Origin of the sequence: Pseudomonas sp. NPDC089401 (assembly GCF_044749485.1) — a bacterium.
GTDB lineage: Bacteria > Pseudomonadota > Gammaproteobacteria > Pseudomonadales > Pseudomonadaceae > Aquipseudomonas.
The window spans coordinates 13,712-30,507 of record NZ_JBIVIA010000012.1 but is presented as its reverse complement, the minus strand read 5'-3'; the positions used below and the strand labels follow the sequence as shown (position 1 = coordinate 30,507).

Sequence of the window (16,796 nt, the reverse complement as noted above, 5' to 3'; positions counted from 1 at the left end):
GGTGAGGGGATTCGAACTCCTGACATCCTGCTCCCAAAGCAGGCGCGCTACCGGACTGCGCTACACCCCGAGATTGGCTCCGCGACCTGGACTCGAACCAGGGACCCAATGATTAACAGTCATTTGCTCTACCGACTGAGCTATCGCGGAACTGAACTTCGGTACATCTTTACTGCATCGAAGCCTGTGTTAGCTTCGGTCTCTTTAGCTACCCGCTTTCGCGTTGTCGCTGCTGAGGCCGGCTATTCTACATTCTTCGTTTTGCTTGTCAACCCCTTTTTTTCATTCAACTTACTGATTTGTAAGTTGTTTTGCGGTCACCGATGTTGCTGGTGATTCGCTGAGTGGCTGACAACGCGGCGTATATTAGGGTCACTCGATTTTAGATGCAAGCAGAAATTTCAAAAATTTCAGCGAGTTATCGTGGATGGCCGGAAAGGCCCGGATTTGCTGGGTCTGTGCGGGCCTCTTCGCGGGTAAACCCGCTCCCACAGGGTAATGCGATCTCCTGTGGGAGCGGGTTTACCCGCGAAGAGGCCAGCACATGAAGGCACAAAAAAGCCCCGCCGAAGCGGGGCTTGGTTACTGCGACAATCAGGCAAAGACAATTTCGTCGCCTTGCACCTCGGCGGTAATCGCCGTCCCCGGCAAGAACTTGCCTGCCAGGATCAACTGCGCCAGCGGGTTCTCGATCCAGCGCTGGATTGCCCGCTTCAGCGGCCGTGCGCCATACACCGGGTCGTAACCCACGGCGATCAGCTTGTCCAACGCCTCCGGGCTCAGGCTCAGCGACAGCTCGCGCTCCAGCAGGCGGCTGCGCAGGCGGCCGAGCTGGATTTCGGTGATGCCGGCGATCTGCTCGCGGCCCAGTGGCTCGAACACCACGACTTCGTCGATACGGTTGATGAACTCCGGACGGAAGTGCGAACCCACCGCGTCCATCACCGCCGCACGCTGCGCCTCGCGGTCACCCACCAGTTCCTGGATCTGCGCCGAGCCCAGGTTGGAGGTCATCACGATCACCGTGTTGCGGAAGTCCACGGTGCGCCCGTGGCTGTCGGTCAAGCGGCCGTCTTCCAGCACCTGCAGCAGCACGTTGAACACATCCGGGTGGGCCTTCTCGACCTCGTCCAGCAGCACCACCGCGTACGGTTTGCGGCGCACGGCCTCGGTCAGGTAGCCGCCCTCTTCATAACCCACGTAGCCAGGCGGAGCACCGATCAGGCGAGCCACGGAGTGTTTCTCCATGAACTCGGACATGTCGATGCGCACCATGGCCTCTTCGGTGTCGAACAGGAACTCGGCCAGCGCCTTGCACAGCTCGGTCTTGCCCACGCCGGTCGGGCCGAGGAACAGGAACGAACCACTTGGCCGGTTCGGGTCGGACAGCCCGGCCCGCGAACGGCGCACGGCGTTGGCCACTGCTGTCACCGCCTCGCCCTGGCCGATCACGCGCTGGTGCAGCAACTCTTCCATCTTCAGCAGCTTCTCGCGCTCACCTTCGAGCATCTTCGCCACCGGGATGCCGGTCCACTTGGACACCACTTCGGCAATCTCTTCCTCGGTGACCTTGTTGCGCAGTAGCTGGTTCTCGGTCTTGCCGTGCTGGTCGACCATCTGCAGGCTGCGCTCCAGGTCCGGGATCACCCCGTACTGCAGCTCGGCCATGCGGCTCAGGTCGCCTTTGCGCCGGGCGCTTTCCAGCTCCTGGCGGGCCTGTTCGATCTTCTGCTGGATCTGCGCCGAGCCCTGTACTTCGGCCTTCTCGGACGCCCAGATCTCTTCCAGGTCGGAATACTCGCGCTCCAGGCGCTCGATTTCCTCGGTCAGCTTCTCGAGGCGCTTCTTCGCGGCCTCGTCTTCTTCCTTCTTCAGCGCCTGGGACTCCACCTTCAGCTGGATCAGGCGGCGGTCGAGGCGGTCGAGCACTTCCGGCTTGGAGTCGATCTCCATGCGGATGCGGCTGGCCGCTTCGTCGATCAGGTCGATGGCCTTGTCCGGCAGCTGGCGGTCGGTGATGTAGCGGTGGCTGAGCTTGGCCGCGGCAATGATCGCGCCGTCGGTGATGGCCACCTTGTGGTGCACTTCATAGCGCTCTTTCAGGCCGCGCAGGATGGCGATGGTGTCTTCCTCGCTCGGCTCTTCCACCAGCACTTTCTGGAAACGGCGCTCGAGGGCGGCGTCCTTCTCGATGAACTGGCGGTATTCGTTGAGCGTGGTGGCGCCGACGCAGTGCAGCTCGCCACGGGCCAGGGCCGGCTTGAGCATGTTGCCGGCATCCATGGCGCCCTCGCCCTTGCCGGCGCCGACCATGGTGTGCAGCTCGTCGATGAACAGGATGATCTGGCCTTCCTGCTTGGACAGCTCGTTGAGCAGGCCTTTGAGGCGTTCTTCGAACTCGCCGCGGTACTTGGCGCCGGCGATCAGCGCGCCCATGTCCAGCGCCAGCAGGCGCTTGCCTTTCAGGCCGTCGGGCACTTCGCCGTTGATGATGCGCTGGGCCAGGCCTTCGGCGATGGCGGTCTTGCCCACCCCAGGCTCGCCGATCAGCACCGGGTTGTTCTTGGTGCGGCGCTGCAGCACCTGCACGGTGCGGCGGATCTCGTCGTCACGGCCGATCACCGGGTCGAGCTTGCCTTCCTCGGCACGCTTGGTCAGGTCGACGGTGTACTTGTCCAGGGCCTGGCGTGATTCCTCGGCGTTGGCATCATTCACCGCCGCGCCGCCGCGCAGGTTGTTGATGGCGTTTTCCAGGGCCTTCTTGCTCACGCCCTGGCCGAGCAGCAGCTTGCCGAGCTTGCTGTTCTCGTCCATGGCGGCGAGCAGCACCAGTTCGCTGGAGATGAACTGGTCGCCGCGCTGCTGGGCCAGGCGGTCGGCCTGGTTGAGCAGGCGCGCCAGGTCCTGCGACATGTTCACGTCGCCAGTGGGGTTCTGGATTTTCGGCAGCTGGTCGAGCTCTTTCACCAGCGCCTGGCGCAGGCTGTTGACGTCGAAACCGACCTGCATCAGCAGCGGCTTGATGGAACCGCCCTGCTGCTCGAGCAGCGCCTGCAACAGGTGCACGGGCTCGATGGCGGGGTGGTCCATGCCAACGGCCAGGGATTGGGCATCGGAGATGGCAAGCTGGAGCTTGCTGGTCAAACGGTCTATTCGCATGGGGTACCTTCCTTAAAAGGGCAGGTCGGAGCGATGGACAGCGCCTGTTTATGGAGAAACCTGCCTGAGATGACCTTATAGATAAGGGTGATTCTGGAAGATTCAAGCGTAGCGGGGTTGACCGGGGTCAACCTGATGGATTAGTGCCGGGCCATTCGCGGGTAAACCCGCTCCCACAGGGATCTCACCCGCCTTGAGAGCGACGCAATACCTGTGGGAGCGGGTTTACCCGCGAAGAGGCTAGCGCGGTGCCAGCCAGACCAGCGAGGCGAAACGCCCGCCCTGCGGGGTACGGCGATAAGAGAAGAACCGCGCGTCACTGACCGTGCACAGCCCACCCCCATACACAGCCGTCACCCCACGCGCCGCCAGGCGAATGCGCGCCAGCTCATAGATGTCGGCCATCAACTTGCCCGGCCGCGCGCCCTCGACGAAGGCCCGGGCCGCCTCAGGGTGCACGGCAGTAAAGGCATCACGCACTTCCAGCCCGACCTCGAACGCCTGTGGGCCGATCGCCGGCCCCAGCCACACCAGCACCTCTTCAGGCGCCAGCGCCAACCGGTCGAGGGTCGCTTCCAGCACCCCACCGGCCAGCCCGCGCCAACCGGCATGGGCGGCCGCCACGCGGGTCCCGGCGCGGTCGCAGAACAACGCCGGCAGGCAATCGGCGGTCATCACGGTGCAGGCGATACCCGGCTGGTCGGTCCAGCTGGCATCGGCCTCGGCCACCACGGCCGGGTCGGCATCCGCCACCACCAAACCGTGCACCTGCTTGAGCCAGGCCGGCTGGATGGCGAATTCGTCGCTCAGGCGACGGCGGTTCTCGGCGACCGCCGCCGGGTCGTCGCCCACGTGGTCACCGAGGTTGAAAGATTGGTACGGCGGCAGGCTGATGCCGCCTTCGCGGGTAGTGACGCAGGCGCGGACCGAGGCCGGGGCGGGCCAGTCGGGGAACAGCAGCGACTGCGTCAGGCCACTCATCCGATAAAGCTCTCGCGGTCCTGATTGAGCAGCGACAGCAACCAGACGAAATCATCCGGCAGTGGCGATTCCCACTTCATGACTTGACCGGTGATCGGGTGGCGCAACGCGAGGAAACGCGCATGCAGCGCCTGGCGCGGGAAGGTCTTGACCGCCTCGACCATGGTCGGGCTGGCAGCCGGCGGAATGCGGAAGCGTCCGCCGTAGGTCTGGTCGCCGACCAGCGGGAAACCGACGTGGGCCATGTGCACACGAATCTGGTGGGTACGGCCGGTTTCCAGCTTGACGCGCACGTGGGTGTGCGAGCGGAAGCGCTTGAGTACACGGTAGTGGCTGACCGCCGGCTTGCCGCCGTCGGTGACTGCCATGCGCTGGCGCATGCCGCCGTGGCGGCCGATCGGGGCATCGATCTTGCCACCGGCGGTGACCACGCCGATCACGATGCACTCGTAGATACGGCTGACTTCGCGGGCCTGCATCTGCTCGACCAGCTTGGTCTGCGCCTGCAGGGTCTTGGCCACCACCATCAGGCCGGTGGTGTCCTTGTCCAGGCGGTGCACGATACCGGCGCGCGGCACGTTGACGATGTCCGGCACATGGTGCAGCAAGGCATTGAGCAGGGTGCCGCTGGCATGCCCGGCGGCCGGGTGCACAACCAGCCCGGCAGGCTTGTTGATCACCATGATGTGCTCGTCCTCGTAGACGATATCCAGTTCGATATCTTCTGCGACCCACTCGCCCTGGGCCTCTTGCTCGGCCTCCAGGGCCAGCACCGAGCCACCATGGACGGTGTCTCGAGGGCGAACGACCGCACCATCGACCGTCAGGCGGCCCTCTTTGATCCACGAAGTAAGCCGCGAACGCGAATACTCGGCGAACAATTGGGCGGCGACCTGGTCGAGGCGTTGACCGCCCAGTTCGGACGGCACCTCTGCGCTAAGTTGAATGATCTCGGACATGCTCGATTCGGCGGGCGCACAGCCTTTGGTTTCGGCTGCGAGCTTGTGGTTAAATACGGCTTCTTTTGTCCCGGGGTTGGCCGGGGCGCTCATCATAACAGGACGGCCCCGCCCAAGACAGCGGCCGTCAAAGGGACGCAAGCCGCCATGCAAGTGAAACACCTGCTGCTGATCGCCATCCTCGGGCTCACCGCGGCCTGTTCCTCTAACAAGGAAGTCATTGACGAGAACCTCAGTGAGGCCGAGCTGTATCAGCAGGCCCAGGCTGACCTGGACAATTCCAGCTACACCAGCGCCGTGAACAAGCTCAAGGCCCTGGAGTCGCGCTACCCGTTCGGCCGCTACGCCGACCAGGCGCAGCTCGAGCTGATCTACGCCAACTACAAGAACTCCGAGCCCGAGGCCGCCAAGTCGGCTGCCGAGCGCTTCATCCGCCTGCACCCGCAGCACCCGAACGTCGACTACGCCTACTACCTCAAGGGCCTGACCTCCTTCGACCAGGACCGTGGCCTGCTGGCGCGCTTCCTGCCGCTGGACATGACCAAGCGTGACCCGGGCGCCGCGCGCGACTCCTACAACGAGTTCGCCCAGCTGACCAGCCGCTTCCCCAACAGCCGCTACGCGCCGGACGCCAAGCAGCGCATGATCTACCTGCGCAACCTGCTGGCCTCCTATGAAATCCACGTGGCCGACTACTACCTGAGCCGCCAGGCTTATGTGGCCGCCGCCAACCGTGGCCGCTACGTGGTGGAGAACTTCCAGGAAACCCCATCGGTCGGCGACGGCCTGGCAGTGATGGTCGAGTCGTACCAGAAGATGCACCTGGACGAGCTGGCCGCCACCAGCCTGGAAACCCTCAAGCTCAACTACCCGGACCACCCGAGCCTGGCCGACGGCCAGTTCCAGCCCAAGCAGACCGAGTCTGACGGCCGCGGCTGGCTGTCCAAGGCCACCCTGGGCCTGATCGAGACCAGCACCCCGCTGCCGCCGGGCGAAACCCGCGCCAACCAGGACGTGGTCAAGCAGTTCCAGGACGCACGCGACGAGATGCCGCGTGAACTGCTGCCCAAGGACGAGAACGGCGACCCGATCGTGCCGGCCGGCCCGAAAGAAGCCGAGAAAGACCGCTCCTGGTTCAGCTACATGACCTTTGGTCTGTTCGACTGACCCACAGCGGCATGCGAAAGGGAGGCCTCGGGCCTCCCTTTTTTTTTGGCCGCGTCCTAGACTGTCGGCTTCTTCAACCAACAAGCTGGACACCATGGTTCGCCTACTTTTCTGGATCGCCCTGATCGCCGCCGCGCTGTGGCTGTGGCGCAAGTTCAAAGTCAGCCAGCAGTCGCAGCCCGAGCAACGGCTCGATGCGCCGCTGAAGATGGTGCGCTGCGCCCACTGCGGCGTGCACCTGCCCGACGACCGCGCGCTGCAACAGGGCAACGACTGGTATTGCAGCCAGGCCCACCTGCAGCAAGGTCCTGGCCGCCAAGGCTGAACACAACGCCTGCTCAATCCTGAAAATTGACACCGAACCTGTGGGAGCGGGCTTGCCCGCGAACACCGGCGAAGCCGGTGTCATGCACCGCAGCGCCTGCTTCGCGGGCAAGCCCGCTCCCACAGTGTTCAGTTGCAATCTCGTGATCCACTTATCCCTCCCCGACCCTTTCGCACCATTTGCGACCCTTCCCCCACCACCAGCATTGACCCACCCCGATAAAATTCGCTAAATCCTATTTATCCGCATAAATATGAAAAATAGCGAAATGCTCAAACCCAAACGCAAGCGCCAGAAGCTGTCCGACGTGATCGTCGAATCGGTCAAGCGCTCGATCGTCACCGAAGCCCTGCACCCCGGCGATCGCCTGCCCACCGAGCGCGAGCTGATGGAGCACTTCGAATGCTCCAAGGGCACCGCCCGCGAGGCGCTCAAGGCCCTGGAGGTCGAGGGCCTGGTCAGCACCCGCACCGGCCCCAGCGGCGGCGCCTACCTCGCGCAGGTGGGCACCGAACCGGCCAGCCGCGCCCTGCGCAACTACCTGCACTTCCAGCACCTGGACGGCGAGCAGGTGTACCAGCTGCGCAAGGTCATCGAGGTGGAGCTGGCGGTGTCGGTGATGGGCAAGCTCAGTGAAGCCGACTACGCCGCACTGCAGGCCAACATCGACTTCTGCAGCGCCCCGGAAGACAGTGAAGAAGGCCAGCGCGAACAGCGCCTGGCAGAGCTGGAGTTCCACACCCTGCTCGCCAACCGCTGTGCCAACCCGCTGCTGCGCTTCATGGCGGTGTTCCTCAACGACCTCCTGCGCGACCTGGTGGTGCTGAAGAAGGCCTACCTGCCCAAGCGCCAGCAGTTCGCCGCCGCCAACATCGATTACCACAAGCAGTTGCTGACCGCCCTGCGCGCCAGCGACGAGCCCGCCGTGCGCCGGCTGATGCACGAGCACATGTGCGACGCCGAGCACCACATGACCGCGCTGGAAGGCGAGGTCGCCCGTCACTTCCTCCTGGAGTTCCCGCACAACCACTGAACCGCCTGCACAGAGGCCTGAACACAGGCCCGGCCGTACCCGCTTTGTCATTGCCACTCCTGCCTAATAACCACAACCAAGGAGTTACCCATGCAAAGACGTACCCTGCTCAAGGCAGGCCTTGCCCTGGGTGCCATAGGTAGCCTCCCGCTGGGGGCGCACCGGGCATTCGCCGACCAACCGCTGACCTTCTATGGGCTCAAGTCGATGTCCGGCGCCTTCGCCAGCTACGGCAAGTACGCCGACATGGGCTCGCGGCTGGCCATCGCCGAATACCCGCAGCTCCTCGGCCAGCCGCTCAAGTACAAGGTCATCGACACCGAAGGCAACGCCGGCAAGGCCGTGCGCAAGGTGCAGGAAGCCATCGGCCAGGATGGCGCGCGCTTCTTCCAGGGCTGCACCCTGTCGTCCTCGGCGCTGGCGGTGTCGAAGGAGATCCACAAGGCCGGCGGCGTGTTCATGACCCCGGTCGGTGCCGACGAGATCACCGGCAAGGACTGCAACGCCTCGACCTTCCGCTGGTCGGTGCCCACCTACGGCGCCATCCGCGAAACCCTGGTGCCAATGATCCGCCAGCTGCCCCAGGCCAGGCGCTGGTACACCATCACCCCGCAGTACGTGTTCGGCGATGCCCTGCTGGACAACGCGCGCAAGGTGTTCGCCGAGCACGGCGTCGAGCACATCGGCAACAGTTACCACTCCCTCCAGGAGCAGGAATTCTCCGGCTACCTGACCAATGCCATCGCCGCCAAGCCCGACGTGCTGGTGCTGCTCAACTTCGGCAGCCAGGCCTCCAACGCCCTGCGCCAGGCGGTCAACTTCGGCATCAAGGAGCGTATGAAGGTGCTGATTGTGTGGTCGGCCGGCCTCGACCAGTTCCAGGAACTGGGCAGCGACGTGCTGGAGGGCGTGTACCTCGGCGCGCAGTACTGGCACCAGGTCGACACCCCGCTGAACAAGCAGCTGGTGGCTGCCACGCAGAAGGCCTATGGCATCAACCCCAACTATCCGCTGGCGGCCGACTACATCGGCACCAAGGTCATGCTCGAAGCGATCGTCAAGGCCGGCAGCCTGGACGGCGCCGCAGTGTCTGCCGCGCTGCAGGGCATGCGCTTCCAGGGCCCGACCGGCGAAGAGCTGATCCGCCCGGGCGACCACCAGGTGCTCAAGGACTACTACCTGCTGCGCGGCAAACCCCAGGCGCAGATGCGCGACGAGGACGACCTGGCCGAAGTCATCAGCTCGGGCCGCTCGTTCGTCGACGTCGACCACACCGGCTGCGCCCTGGCCTGAAGCCCCGGCGCTGAACACAGACACTTGTACAGGCAGCCGCGCCGCGCGCTGTCGAGGGCACGCTCATGCTCGATTTGTACCTGTTCCAACTGCTCAACGGCCTGGGCCTGGGGATGATCTACTTCCTCATCGCCGTGGGCCTGACGATCATTTTCGGCCTGCTCAACTTCGTCAACTTCGCCCATGGTGCGTTCTTTCTGCTCGGCGCCTACCTGTGCTACACCGCCGTGGCCCTGACCGGCAACTTCTGGCTGGCGCTGCTGCTCGCGCCGCTGGCGGTGGCGGCCCTGGCCTGGGCGGTGGAACGCCTGCTGATCAAACGCATCTACCACTTGCCGCATACCTTCCAGATCCTCGTCACCCTGGGGATCGCGCTGATCATCCAGGAAGCCTCGGTGCTGATCTGGGGCCCGGTGGGCAAGAACATCGCCGTGCCGCCGGAACTGCGCGGGGTGCTGATCCTCGGCGACTTCATCTACCCCTACTACCGCCTGTTCCTGATCGGTTTCGCCGCGCTGATCGGCCTCGGCCTGTGGCTGCTGCTGGAGCGCACCCGCTTCGGCGCCCTGGTGCGCGCCGGCAGTGAAAGCACCGAAACCGTGTCGCTGCTGGGCACCAACATCTTCCGCCTGTTCTCCCTGACCTTCGCCCTGGGCGTGGGCCTGGCGGGTGTTGCGGGCGTGCTGTTCGCCCCGCTGCGCGGCGCCCAGCCGTTCGTCGGCCCGGAGATCCTCGGCATCGCCTTCGTGGTGGTGGTGATCGGCGGCATGGGCTCGTTCGGCGGCGCGCTGGTGGGTGGCCTGCTGGTGGGCGTGGTGCAAAGCATGATGACCAGCCTCTGGCCGCAAGGCGCCAGCCTGATGATCTACGGCGCCATGGCGGCGGTGATCCTGGTCCGTCCCTATGGCCTGTTCGGGAGAGCCTGAGATGAGCGAGAAAACCTTTAGCGGCCGTGGCCCGGCCCTGCTGTTGCTGGTGATCGCCAGCCTGGTGCTGCTGCCGCTGGTACTGCCCTCGGCAACCCTGGCCACCGAGATCCTGATCTTTGCCCTGGCCGCGCTGGCCTGCAACCTGCTGCTCGGCTACACCGGCCTGCTGTCGTTCGGCCAGGGCATCTTCTTCGGCGTCGGCGCCTATGGCGCTGCGCTGCTGATGCTGCACCTGCACTGGGGGATGTTCGCCGCGTTGCTCGGCGCGGCCGTGTTCGGCGCCTTCCTCGCGCTGCTGGTGGGCGCCCTGGCGATCCGTCGCACGGGCATCTACTTCGTCATGCTGACCCTGGCCTTCAGCCAGATGGCCTACTTCCTGGCCTACACCCTGAGCGGCTGGACCGGCGGTGACAACGGCCTGCTCGACGTGCCGCGGCCGAACCTGGCCATCGCCGGCCACGTGCTGGTCGACCTGGCCGACCCACGGCACTTCTACGCATTCGTCGCCGTGCTGTTCGTGCTGATCTTCGCCTTCGCCCTGCGGGTCACCCGCTCGCCGTTCGGCAGCACCCTGCTGGCGATCCGCGAAAACGAGACCCGCGCCGCCGCCATCGGCTACGACACCCGCCACTTCAAGATCCTGGTGTTCATGCTGTCCGGCGCCATCACCGGCATCGCCGGGGCGCTGTACGCCATGCTGCTGCACTTCGCACCGCTGTCGAACATCGACCTGATGATGAGCGAGAACATCCTGATCATGACCATCGTCGGCGGCACCGGCTCGCTGTTCGGTTCACTGCTGGGGGCCGGGGCCATCGTGCTGCTCGGCGATGTGCTGTCGGAGCTGTGGCCGCGCTGGCTGATGCTGCTGGGAGCGATCCTGATCCTGGTGGTGGTGTTCATGCGTGGCGGCCTGTGGGGCGGCCTCGCCGACCTGGGCAAACGCCTGGCTTCGACACGTGAGGCCAAGGGCAAACCCACCGCCAAGACAGAGGAGACCCTGTGATGAGCGACTACCTCCTGGAAACCCGCAACCTGGAGCTGGCCTACGGCCCGTTCAAGGCGGTCGCGGGCGTCGACCTGAAGGTTCGCGCCGGCACCATCCACACGGTGATCGGCCCCAACGGCGCCGGCAAGACCAGCCTGTTCCACTGCCTGACCGGCGAGCGCCAGGCCACCGCCGGCCAGATCCTGCTCAACGGCCAGGACATCATCCGCAAGCCATCCCACGGCCGCGTGGCGCTGGGCATGGCGCGCTCGTTCCAGCTCACCAGCCTGTTCCAGAACCTCTCGGTGCGCGAGAACCTGCGCCTGGCCGCCCAGGGCCGCGACGGCCTGGGCGCGCTGAACTTCTGGCGTAGCGTCGAGCACAAGCGCAGCCACTGGAACACCGCCGACCAGGTGCTGGAGCGCCTCAAGCTCACGGCCCGCGCCGAGACCCTGGCCGGCGAGCTTTCCCATGGCCAGCAACGGGTACTGGAGGTGGGCATGTCGATCTGCGCCAAGCCCACCCTGCTGATGCTCGACGAGCCCACCTCGGGCATGGGCATCGACGATATCCCGGTGATGACCGCGCTGATCAGCGACCTCGGCCGCGACCACAGCGTGCTGCTGATCGAACACAACATGAGCATCGTCATGTCGATCAGCCAGCGAATCACCGTCATGAGCCACGGCCAGATCCTGGTCGAAGGCACCCCGGACCAGGTGCGCAACGACGAACGTGTGCGCACCGCCTACCTTGGAGAGGCCGCCTGATGCTCGACGTCGACGCAATCCACTCGTACTACGGCAAGAGCCACGTGCTCGAAGGCGTCTCGCTGAAGGTCGGCGCCGGCGAGCTGGTGACCCTGCTCGGGCGCAACGGCGCCGGCAAGACCACCACCTTGCGCAGCATCCTCGGCATCGTCCGGCCACGCCAGGGGCAGATCCGCTTCAACGGCCAGCAACTGGTCGGCCGCGAGATTTTCGACATCGCCCGCCTCGGTATCGCCTTGGTGCCGGAGCACCGCGGCATCTTTCGCCAGCTCAGCGTCGAGGAAAACCTCAAGATCGCCGTGCGTAAAGACAGCCGCTGGCAGCTGGAGGACGTGTACGCCATGTTCCCGCGGCTCCAGGAGCGGCGGCGCAACGGCGGCTTCGCGCTGTCCGGCGGCGAGCAGCAGATGCTGGCCATCGCCCGCGCCCTGCTCAATGACCCGAAACTGCTGATTCTCGACGAACCCACCGAAGGCCTGGCCCCGGTGATCGTCGACGAACTGGTGAAGATCCTGCGGCGGATCAAGGACGAAGGCCTGTCGATCCTGCTGGTGGAGCAGAACCTGAAGGTCTGCGACGCCCTCGCCGACCGCCACTACGTGCTCGAACAGGGCCGCGTCGCCTACCAGGGCAGCGCCGCCCAGTTCCGCGAAGACCCGAGCATCAAGAACCGCTACCTGGCCCTGAGCGCCTGATAGTGATCTTTTTTCTGTGCTGGCCTCTTCGCGGGTGAACCCGCTCCCACAGGGACCGCACAGGTTTCAGCTGCTGTGAAACACCTGTGGGAGCGGGTTTACCCGCGAAGAGGCCAGTACTGGCAACCCGATAGTTTCAGGAGAGATGAACCATGAATACCCGCATCGATCCCTCGCAGCACCTGCTTGCCCAGGGCCCGCTGGTCAGCCGCGAACGGCTCTGGCAATCGCTGATGGACCTGGCCCGGCTCGGCGCCACCGCCAAGGGCGGTGTCTGCCGCCTGGCCCTGACCGACCTCGACCGCCAGGCCCGCGACCTGTTCGTGCAGTGGTGCGAAGCGGCCGGTTGCACGGTCAGCGTCGACGCCATCGGCAACATCTTCGCCCGCCGCCCGGGGCGCAATCCGGCCCTGGCGCCAGTGATGACCGGCAGCCACATCGACACCCAGCCCACCGGCGGCAAGTTCGATGGCTGCTACGGGGTCATGGCCGGGCTGGAGGTGATCCGCACCCTCAACGACCTCGGCCTGACCACCGAAGCGCCGCTGGAAGTGGTGGTGTGGACCAACGAGGAAGGCTCGCGCTTCCCGCCGTGTATGATGGGCTCTGGCGTGTTCGCCGGTAAGTTCGGCCTTGAAGAAACCCTGGCCAAGGTCGACGACCAGGGCCTGTCGGTCGGCGCCGAACTGCAACGCATCGGCTACGCCGGGCCGCGCGTGCCCAGCGGCCACGCGGTGGGTGCCTACTTCGAGGCGCATATCGAACAGGGCCCGGTGCTGGAAGACCAGCGCACCACCATCGGCGTGGTCCAGGGCTGCCTGGGCCAGAAGTGGTTCGACCTGGTGCTGACCGGCGTCGAGGCCCACGCCGGCCCCACCCCGATGCACCTGCGCAAGGACGCCCTGGTCGGCGCCGCCGACGTGGTGACGGCGGTCAACCGCGTGGCCCACGCACACCAGCCGCACGCCTGTGGCACGGTCGGTTGCCTCAACCTGCATCCGGGGTCGCGCAACGTCATCCCAGGCCAGGTGCACATGACCCTCGACCTGCGCCACCTCGATCCCGATCACCTCGCCGCCATGGTCGCCGAGGTGCGCGAGGTCATCGAAACCACCTGCGCCAAGCACGGCCTGCACTTCGAGCTGACACCCACCGCCGACTTCCCGCCGCTGTACTTCGCCGAACAATGCGTGGACGCGGTGCGCCAGGGAGCACGCGAGCTGGGCCTGAGCCACATGGACATCGTCAGTGGTGCCGGCCACGACGCGATCTTCCTCGCCGAGCTGGGCCCGGCCGGGATGATCTTCGTGCCGTGCGAAGGCGGCATCAGCCACAACGAAATCGAGAACGCCGCGCCACAGGACCTGGCCGATGGCTGCGACGTGCTGCTGCGTGCCATGGTCGAGGCCGCCAACCCGGGAGCCCGTTGAAATGACCCAGAAGACTGCAATCGGCGAACTCACCGCCGTCGAACTGCTCGACCTTTACCAGCGCCGCCAGTTGTCACCGGTGGAGGTGATCGACGACGTGCTGGCACGCATCGACCAGCACAATCCGGCGGTCAATGCCTACTGCCACGTGGATGGCGAAGGCGCCCGCAGCGCCGCCCGCGCCAGCGAACAGCGCTGGCAGCGCGGCGCCCCCTGTGGGCGGCTGGATGGCGTGCCGGCCTCGATCAAGGACCTGACCCTGACCCGCGGCATGCCCACGCGCAAGGGCTCGCGCACCACCTCGGGTGCAGGCCCCTGGGAGGTCGATGCGCCCTTCACGGCCTTCATGCGTGAGGCCGGCGCGGTGCTGGTGGGCAAGACCACCACGCCGGAGTTCGGCTGGAAGGGGGTGACCGACAACCCGCTGTACGGCATCACCCGCAACCCGTGGGACACGCGCCTGACCGCAGGCGGTTCGTCCGGTGGCGCGGCGGCCGCGGCGGCGCTGAACCTGGGCGTGCTGCACCAGGGCAGCGATGCCGGCGGTTCGATCCGCATTCCCTGCGCCTTCACCGGCACTTTCGGCATCAAACCGACCTTCGGCTACGTGCCTCAGTGGCCGGCCAGCGCCATGACCGTGCTGTCGCACCTCGGGCCGACGACCCGAACCGTCGACGATTCGGTGCTGATGCTCGATACCGTGGCCCGGCCCGACGCTCGCGACGGGCTCGCCGGCGCCGCGCGTCAGGCGCCGTGGCTGGGTGAGGATCAGCACCTGAGCGGCCTGCGCATTGCCTACAGCGCCGACTTCGGCTACGTGCAGGTCGACCCGCAGGTGCAGGCGCTGGTGGCGCAGGCGGTGCAGCGCCTGGCTCGGCTCGGGGCACAGGTGGAAGAGATCGACCCAGGGTTCCGCGACCCACTGGAGACATTCAACACCCTGTGGTTTGCCGGCGCGGCGCGTTTGGCCAGTGCCTTCAGCGATGAGCAACGGGCGCTGATCGACCCAGGGCTGCGTGGGATTGCCGAGCAGGGGGCACGGATCAGCCTGAGCGAATACACCCAGGCGCTGGAGGCGCGGGCGGAGCTGATCGCGAAGATGAACGCCTTCCACCAGCGGTATGACGTGTTGCTGTCGCCGATGCTGCCGCGGGTGGCGTTCGAGGCGGGGTACAACGTGCCGCCGGGGTCGGGGATGGAGCAATGGATGGAATGGACGCCGTTCAGCTACCCGTTCAACCTGACCCAGCAGCCGGCGGCTTCGGTACCTTGCGGGTTTACCCGCGAAGGGTTGCCGGTGGGGTTGCAGGTGGTGGCCGGGCGCTTTGCCGACGAGCAGGTGCTGCGGGTGTGCAAGGTGTATGAACAGCATTACCCGAGCCGGCACCTGCAGGCACCGATTATTGGCTGATATCTCTATTGGCCTTGCCGGCCCTTTCGCGGGTGAACCCGCTCCCACAGGATCTGTGCAGCCTTTGAGAATGCTGCAATTCTTGTGGGAGCGGGCTTGCCCGCGAAGAGGCCCTCAGCCCAGACGCCCAGCTGGCGCATAAGGCGCCGGGTCGATGATCGGCTCGGCCCCATTCAGCAAATCGGTAAACAACTGACACGAAGCCGGCGCCAGCACCAACCCGTTGCGGTAATGCCCGCAGTTCAGCCACAACCCGTCATGCCCCGGTACCGGCCCGATGTACGGAATGCCTTCGGGCGACCCCGGCCGCAACCCGGCCCAGTGCCCCACCACCTCGGCATCCTTGAGTGCCGGCAGCAGTTCGATGGCCGAAGCCTTGAGGCTGGCCAAGGCTTCGTCGGTCGGCGTCTTGTCGTACCCGGCATGTTCCAGCGTGCTGCCCACCAGGATATGCCCGTCGCGCCGCGGGATCGCATAGCGCCCCTTGGCCAGCACCATGCTCGGCAGGAAGTCTTCGGCGCACTTGAACAGGATCATCTGCCCCTTCACCGGCTCCACCGGCAGCTCCAGCCCCAGCGTGCGCAGCAGGTCACCGCTCCAGGCGCCGGCGCTGAGCACCACGTCGTCCGCCGCGAGCAGGCCATCAGCCGTTTGCACACCGACCACACGCCCACCTTCATGAACGAAGCCGCTGACCTGGCAGTGTTCGCGCAGGGTCACGTTCGGCAGTGCCTGCAACGCCGCCTTGAGCGACTTCACCAGCCGCGGGTTGCGCACATTGGCCACACCGGCCATGTAGATCGCGCGCTTGAAGCCCGCCCCCATGACCGGTACGGCGTCATAGGCCGCCGAGATATCCACCGCGCTGAGCGGTCGCTGCTGGCGCACGGCCCAGGCCAGTGCCTCGGCTTCGTCGTCCAGGTCGAGCCAGTACAGGCCGGTGGTGTGCACCTCGGGGTCGATCCCGGTGCTGGCGAACAGGCGCTCGCCCAGTTGTGGATAAAAATCCTGCGACCAGTGCGCCAGCGCGGTCACCGCCGGGCTGTAGCGCCAGGGGTACAGCGGCGAGACGATGCCGCCGCCGGCCCAGGACGATTCGCGGCCGACCTCGCCCTGATCGCACACCACCACCCGGCTGACCCTGGAAGCCAGGTTGAACGCGGTCAGCAGGCCGATCACCCCGCCGCCGACCACCACTACTTGCTTGCTCATCTGTCGATCCAACACCTGAAGTAAAACCGCGATGCACGGGCATCATTCAACCTTCAGCTTCCCCAGCAACGTTCGCTGCTTTCGACGGCGCCCGGGTTGCGCTGCACGCCGGCCTGGTCGAGCTGGAAATCGCCACAGCGGTCATCGGCCATCAGCGCATCGGGCAGCCGCTGGGCGGTCAGCGTGAAGGTATCGCTGTCGCGTTGGGCCAGCAGGCGGTAATGGCGGTTGGCGGCAGGCAGTTGCAGGTCACCCTCGGCGTATTGGCCGGTGCGCACGCGGTGGCGCTCCAGGCGCAGCGCGGCGTCCTGCAGCAGGCCGACCACTTCGCCGCGCGCGGCTCGCCTGAGCTGGTCGCTGTAACTGGGGTAGGCAATGGCTGCCAGAATGCCGGTCACGGCCACGACAATCAACAACTCGATCAGGCTCATCCCTTGCTGCATG

The 16,796-nt window shown here is 65.8% G+C and carries 15 protein-coding genes and 1 tRNA gene; 10 read left to right on the top strand and 6 right to left on the bottom strand.

From position 1 onward, the window contains the following. Window positions 1-74: 74 nt before the first annotated feature. The 4 genes from ACIP21_RS23470 to rluD form a co-directional block, all read right to left on the bottom strand. Window positions 75-150 (bottom strand) — tRNA-Asn (locus ACIP21_RS23470). Between the two features lie 444 nt (window positions 151-594). After that, window positions 595-3,159 carry an ATP-dependent chaperone ClpB gene (gene clpB, locus ACIP21_RS23465; protein ID WP_400692755.1) on the bottom strand — a complete coding sequence of 855 codons (2,565 nt, stop codon included), beginning with the start codon at window positions 3,157-3,159 and terminating at the stop codon, window positions 595-597. A gap of 240 nt (window positions 3,160-3,399) precedes the next feature. Beyond that, on the bottom strand, window positions 3,400-4,140 hold the full coding sequence (gene pgeF / locus ACIP21_RS23460; protein ID WP_400692753.1) for a peptidoglycan editing factor PgeF: 741 nt from the start codon (window positions 4,138-4,140) through the stop codon (window positions 3,400-3,402). After that, a complete protein-coding gene (gene rluD, locus ACIP21_RS23455) occupies window positions 4,137-5,099 on the bottom strand; it encodes a 23S rRNA pseudouridine(1911/1915/1917) synthase RluD (protein WP_400692750.1) in 963 nt (320 codons plus the stop codon). Before rluD ends, pgeF begins: the two co-directional genes overlap by 4 nt. A gap of 147 nt (window positions 5,100-5,246) precedes the next feature. Here rluD and ACIP21_RS23450 point away from each other — a divergent pair, with 147 nt between their 5' ends. From ACIP21_RS23450 to ACIP21_RS23405, 10 genes are all read left to right on the top strand, one after another. Further along, window positions 5,247-6,266, top strand: a complete 1,020-nt coding sequence (locus ACIP21_RS23450) for an outer membrane protein assembly factor BamD (RefSeq protein ID WP_400692748.1) — start codon at window positions 5,247-5,249, stop codon at window positions 6,264-6,266. 94 nt (window positions 6,267-6,360) lie between these two features. Beyond that, window positions 6,361-6,591 carry a PP0621 family protein gene (locus ACIP21_RS23445; RefSeq protein ID WP_400692745.1) on the top strand — a complete coding sequence of 77 codons (231 nt, stop codon included), beginning with the start codon at window positions 6,361-6,363 and terminating at the stop codon, window positions 6,589-6,591. A 268-nt stretch (window positions 6,592-6,859) separates the two neighbouring features. Further along, a complete protein-coding gene (locus ACIP21_RS23440; protein WP_400692743.1) occupies window positions 6,860-7,624 on the top strand; it encodes a FadR/GntR family transcriptional regulator in 765 nt (254 codons plus the stop codon). 90 nt (window positions 7,625-7,714) lie between these two features. Further along, window positions 7,715-8,917: an ABC transporter substrate-binding protein gene (locus tag ACIP21_RS23435; protein ID WP_400692740.1), complete on the top strand. Its 1,203-nt coding sequence runs from the start codon at window positions 7,715-7,717 to the stop codon at window positions 8,915-8,917. Window positions 8,918-8,982: 65 nt separating this feature from the next. Beyond that, window positions 8,983-9,843: a branched-chain amino acid ABC transporter permease gene (locus ACIP21_RS23430; protein ID WP_400692738.1), complete on the top strand. Its 861-nt coding sequence runs from the start codon at window positions 8,983-8,985 to the stop codon at window positions 9,841-9,843. A gap of 1 nt (window position 9,844) precedes the next feature. Continuing rightward, a complete protein-coding gene (locus tag ACIP21_RS23425) occupies window positions 9,845-10,852 on the top strand; it encodes a branched-chain amino acid ABC transporter permease (protein WP_400692735.1) in 1,008 nt (335 codons plus the stop codon). Then, complete coding sequence (locus ACIP21_RS23420) at window positions 10,852-11,604, top strand: ABC transporter ATP-binding protein (protein WP_400692734.1); 753 nt, start codon at window positions 10,852-10,854, stop codon at window positions 11,602-11,604. The genes ACIP21_RS23425 and ACIP21_RS23420 overlap by 1 nt, the downstream gene beginning before the upstream one ends. Next, window positions 11,604-12,299 (top strand): ABC transporter ATP-binding protein, encoded by a 696-nt coding sequence (locus ACIP21_RS23415; protein WP_400692731.1) that lies wholly within the window; start codon window positions 11,604-11,606, stop codon window positions 12,297-12,299. The genes ACIP21_RS23420 and ACIP21_RS23415 overlap by 1 nt, the downstream gene beginning before the upstream one ends. Window positions 12,300-12,451: 152 nt before the next feature. Continuing rightward, complete coding sequence (locus ACIP21_RS23410; protein WP_400692728.1) at window positions 12,452-13,729, top strand: Zn-dependent hydrolase; 1,278 nt, start codon at window positions 12,452-12,454, stop codon at window positions 13,727-13,729. Between the two features lies 1 nt (window position 13,730). Beyond that, on the top strand, window positions 13,731-15,140 hold the full coding sequence (locus ACIP21_RS23405; RefSeq protein ID WP_400692726.1) for an amidase: 1,410 nt from the start codon (window positions 13,731-13,733) through the stop codon (window positions 15,138-15,140). A 114-nt stretch (window positions 15,141-15,254) separates the two neighbouring features. Here ACIP21_RS23405 and thiO read toward each other — a convergent pair whose 3' ends face one another. Together thiO and ACIP21_RS23395 are read right to left on the bottom strand one after the other, a co-directional pair. Beyond that, window positions 15,255-16,352 (bottom strand): glycine oxidase ThiO, encoded by a 1,098-nt coding sequence (thiO, locus tag ACIP21_RS23400; RefSeq protein WP_400692724.1) that lies wholly within the window; start codon window positions 16,350-16,352, stop codon window positions 15,255-15,257. A 53-nt stretch (window positions 16,353-16,405) separates the two neighbouring features. Then, on the bottom strand, window positions 16,406-16,795 hold the full coding sequence (locus tag ACIP21_RS23395; RefSeq protein WP_400692721.1) for a type IV pilin protein: 390 nt from the start codon (window positions 16,793-16,795) through the stop codon (window positions 16,406-16,408). Between the last annotated feature and the right edge of the window lies 1 nt (window position 16,796).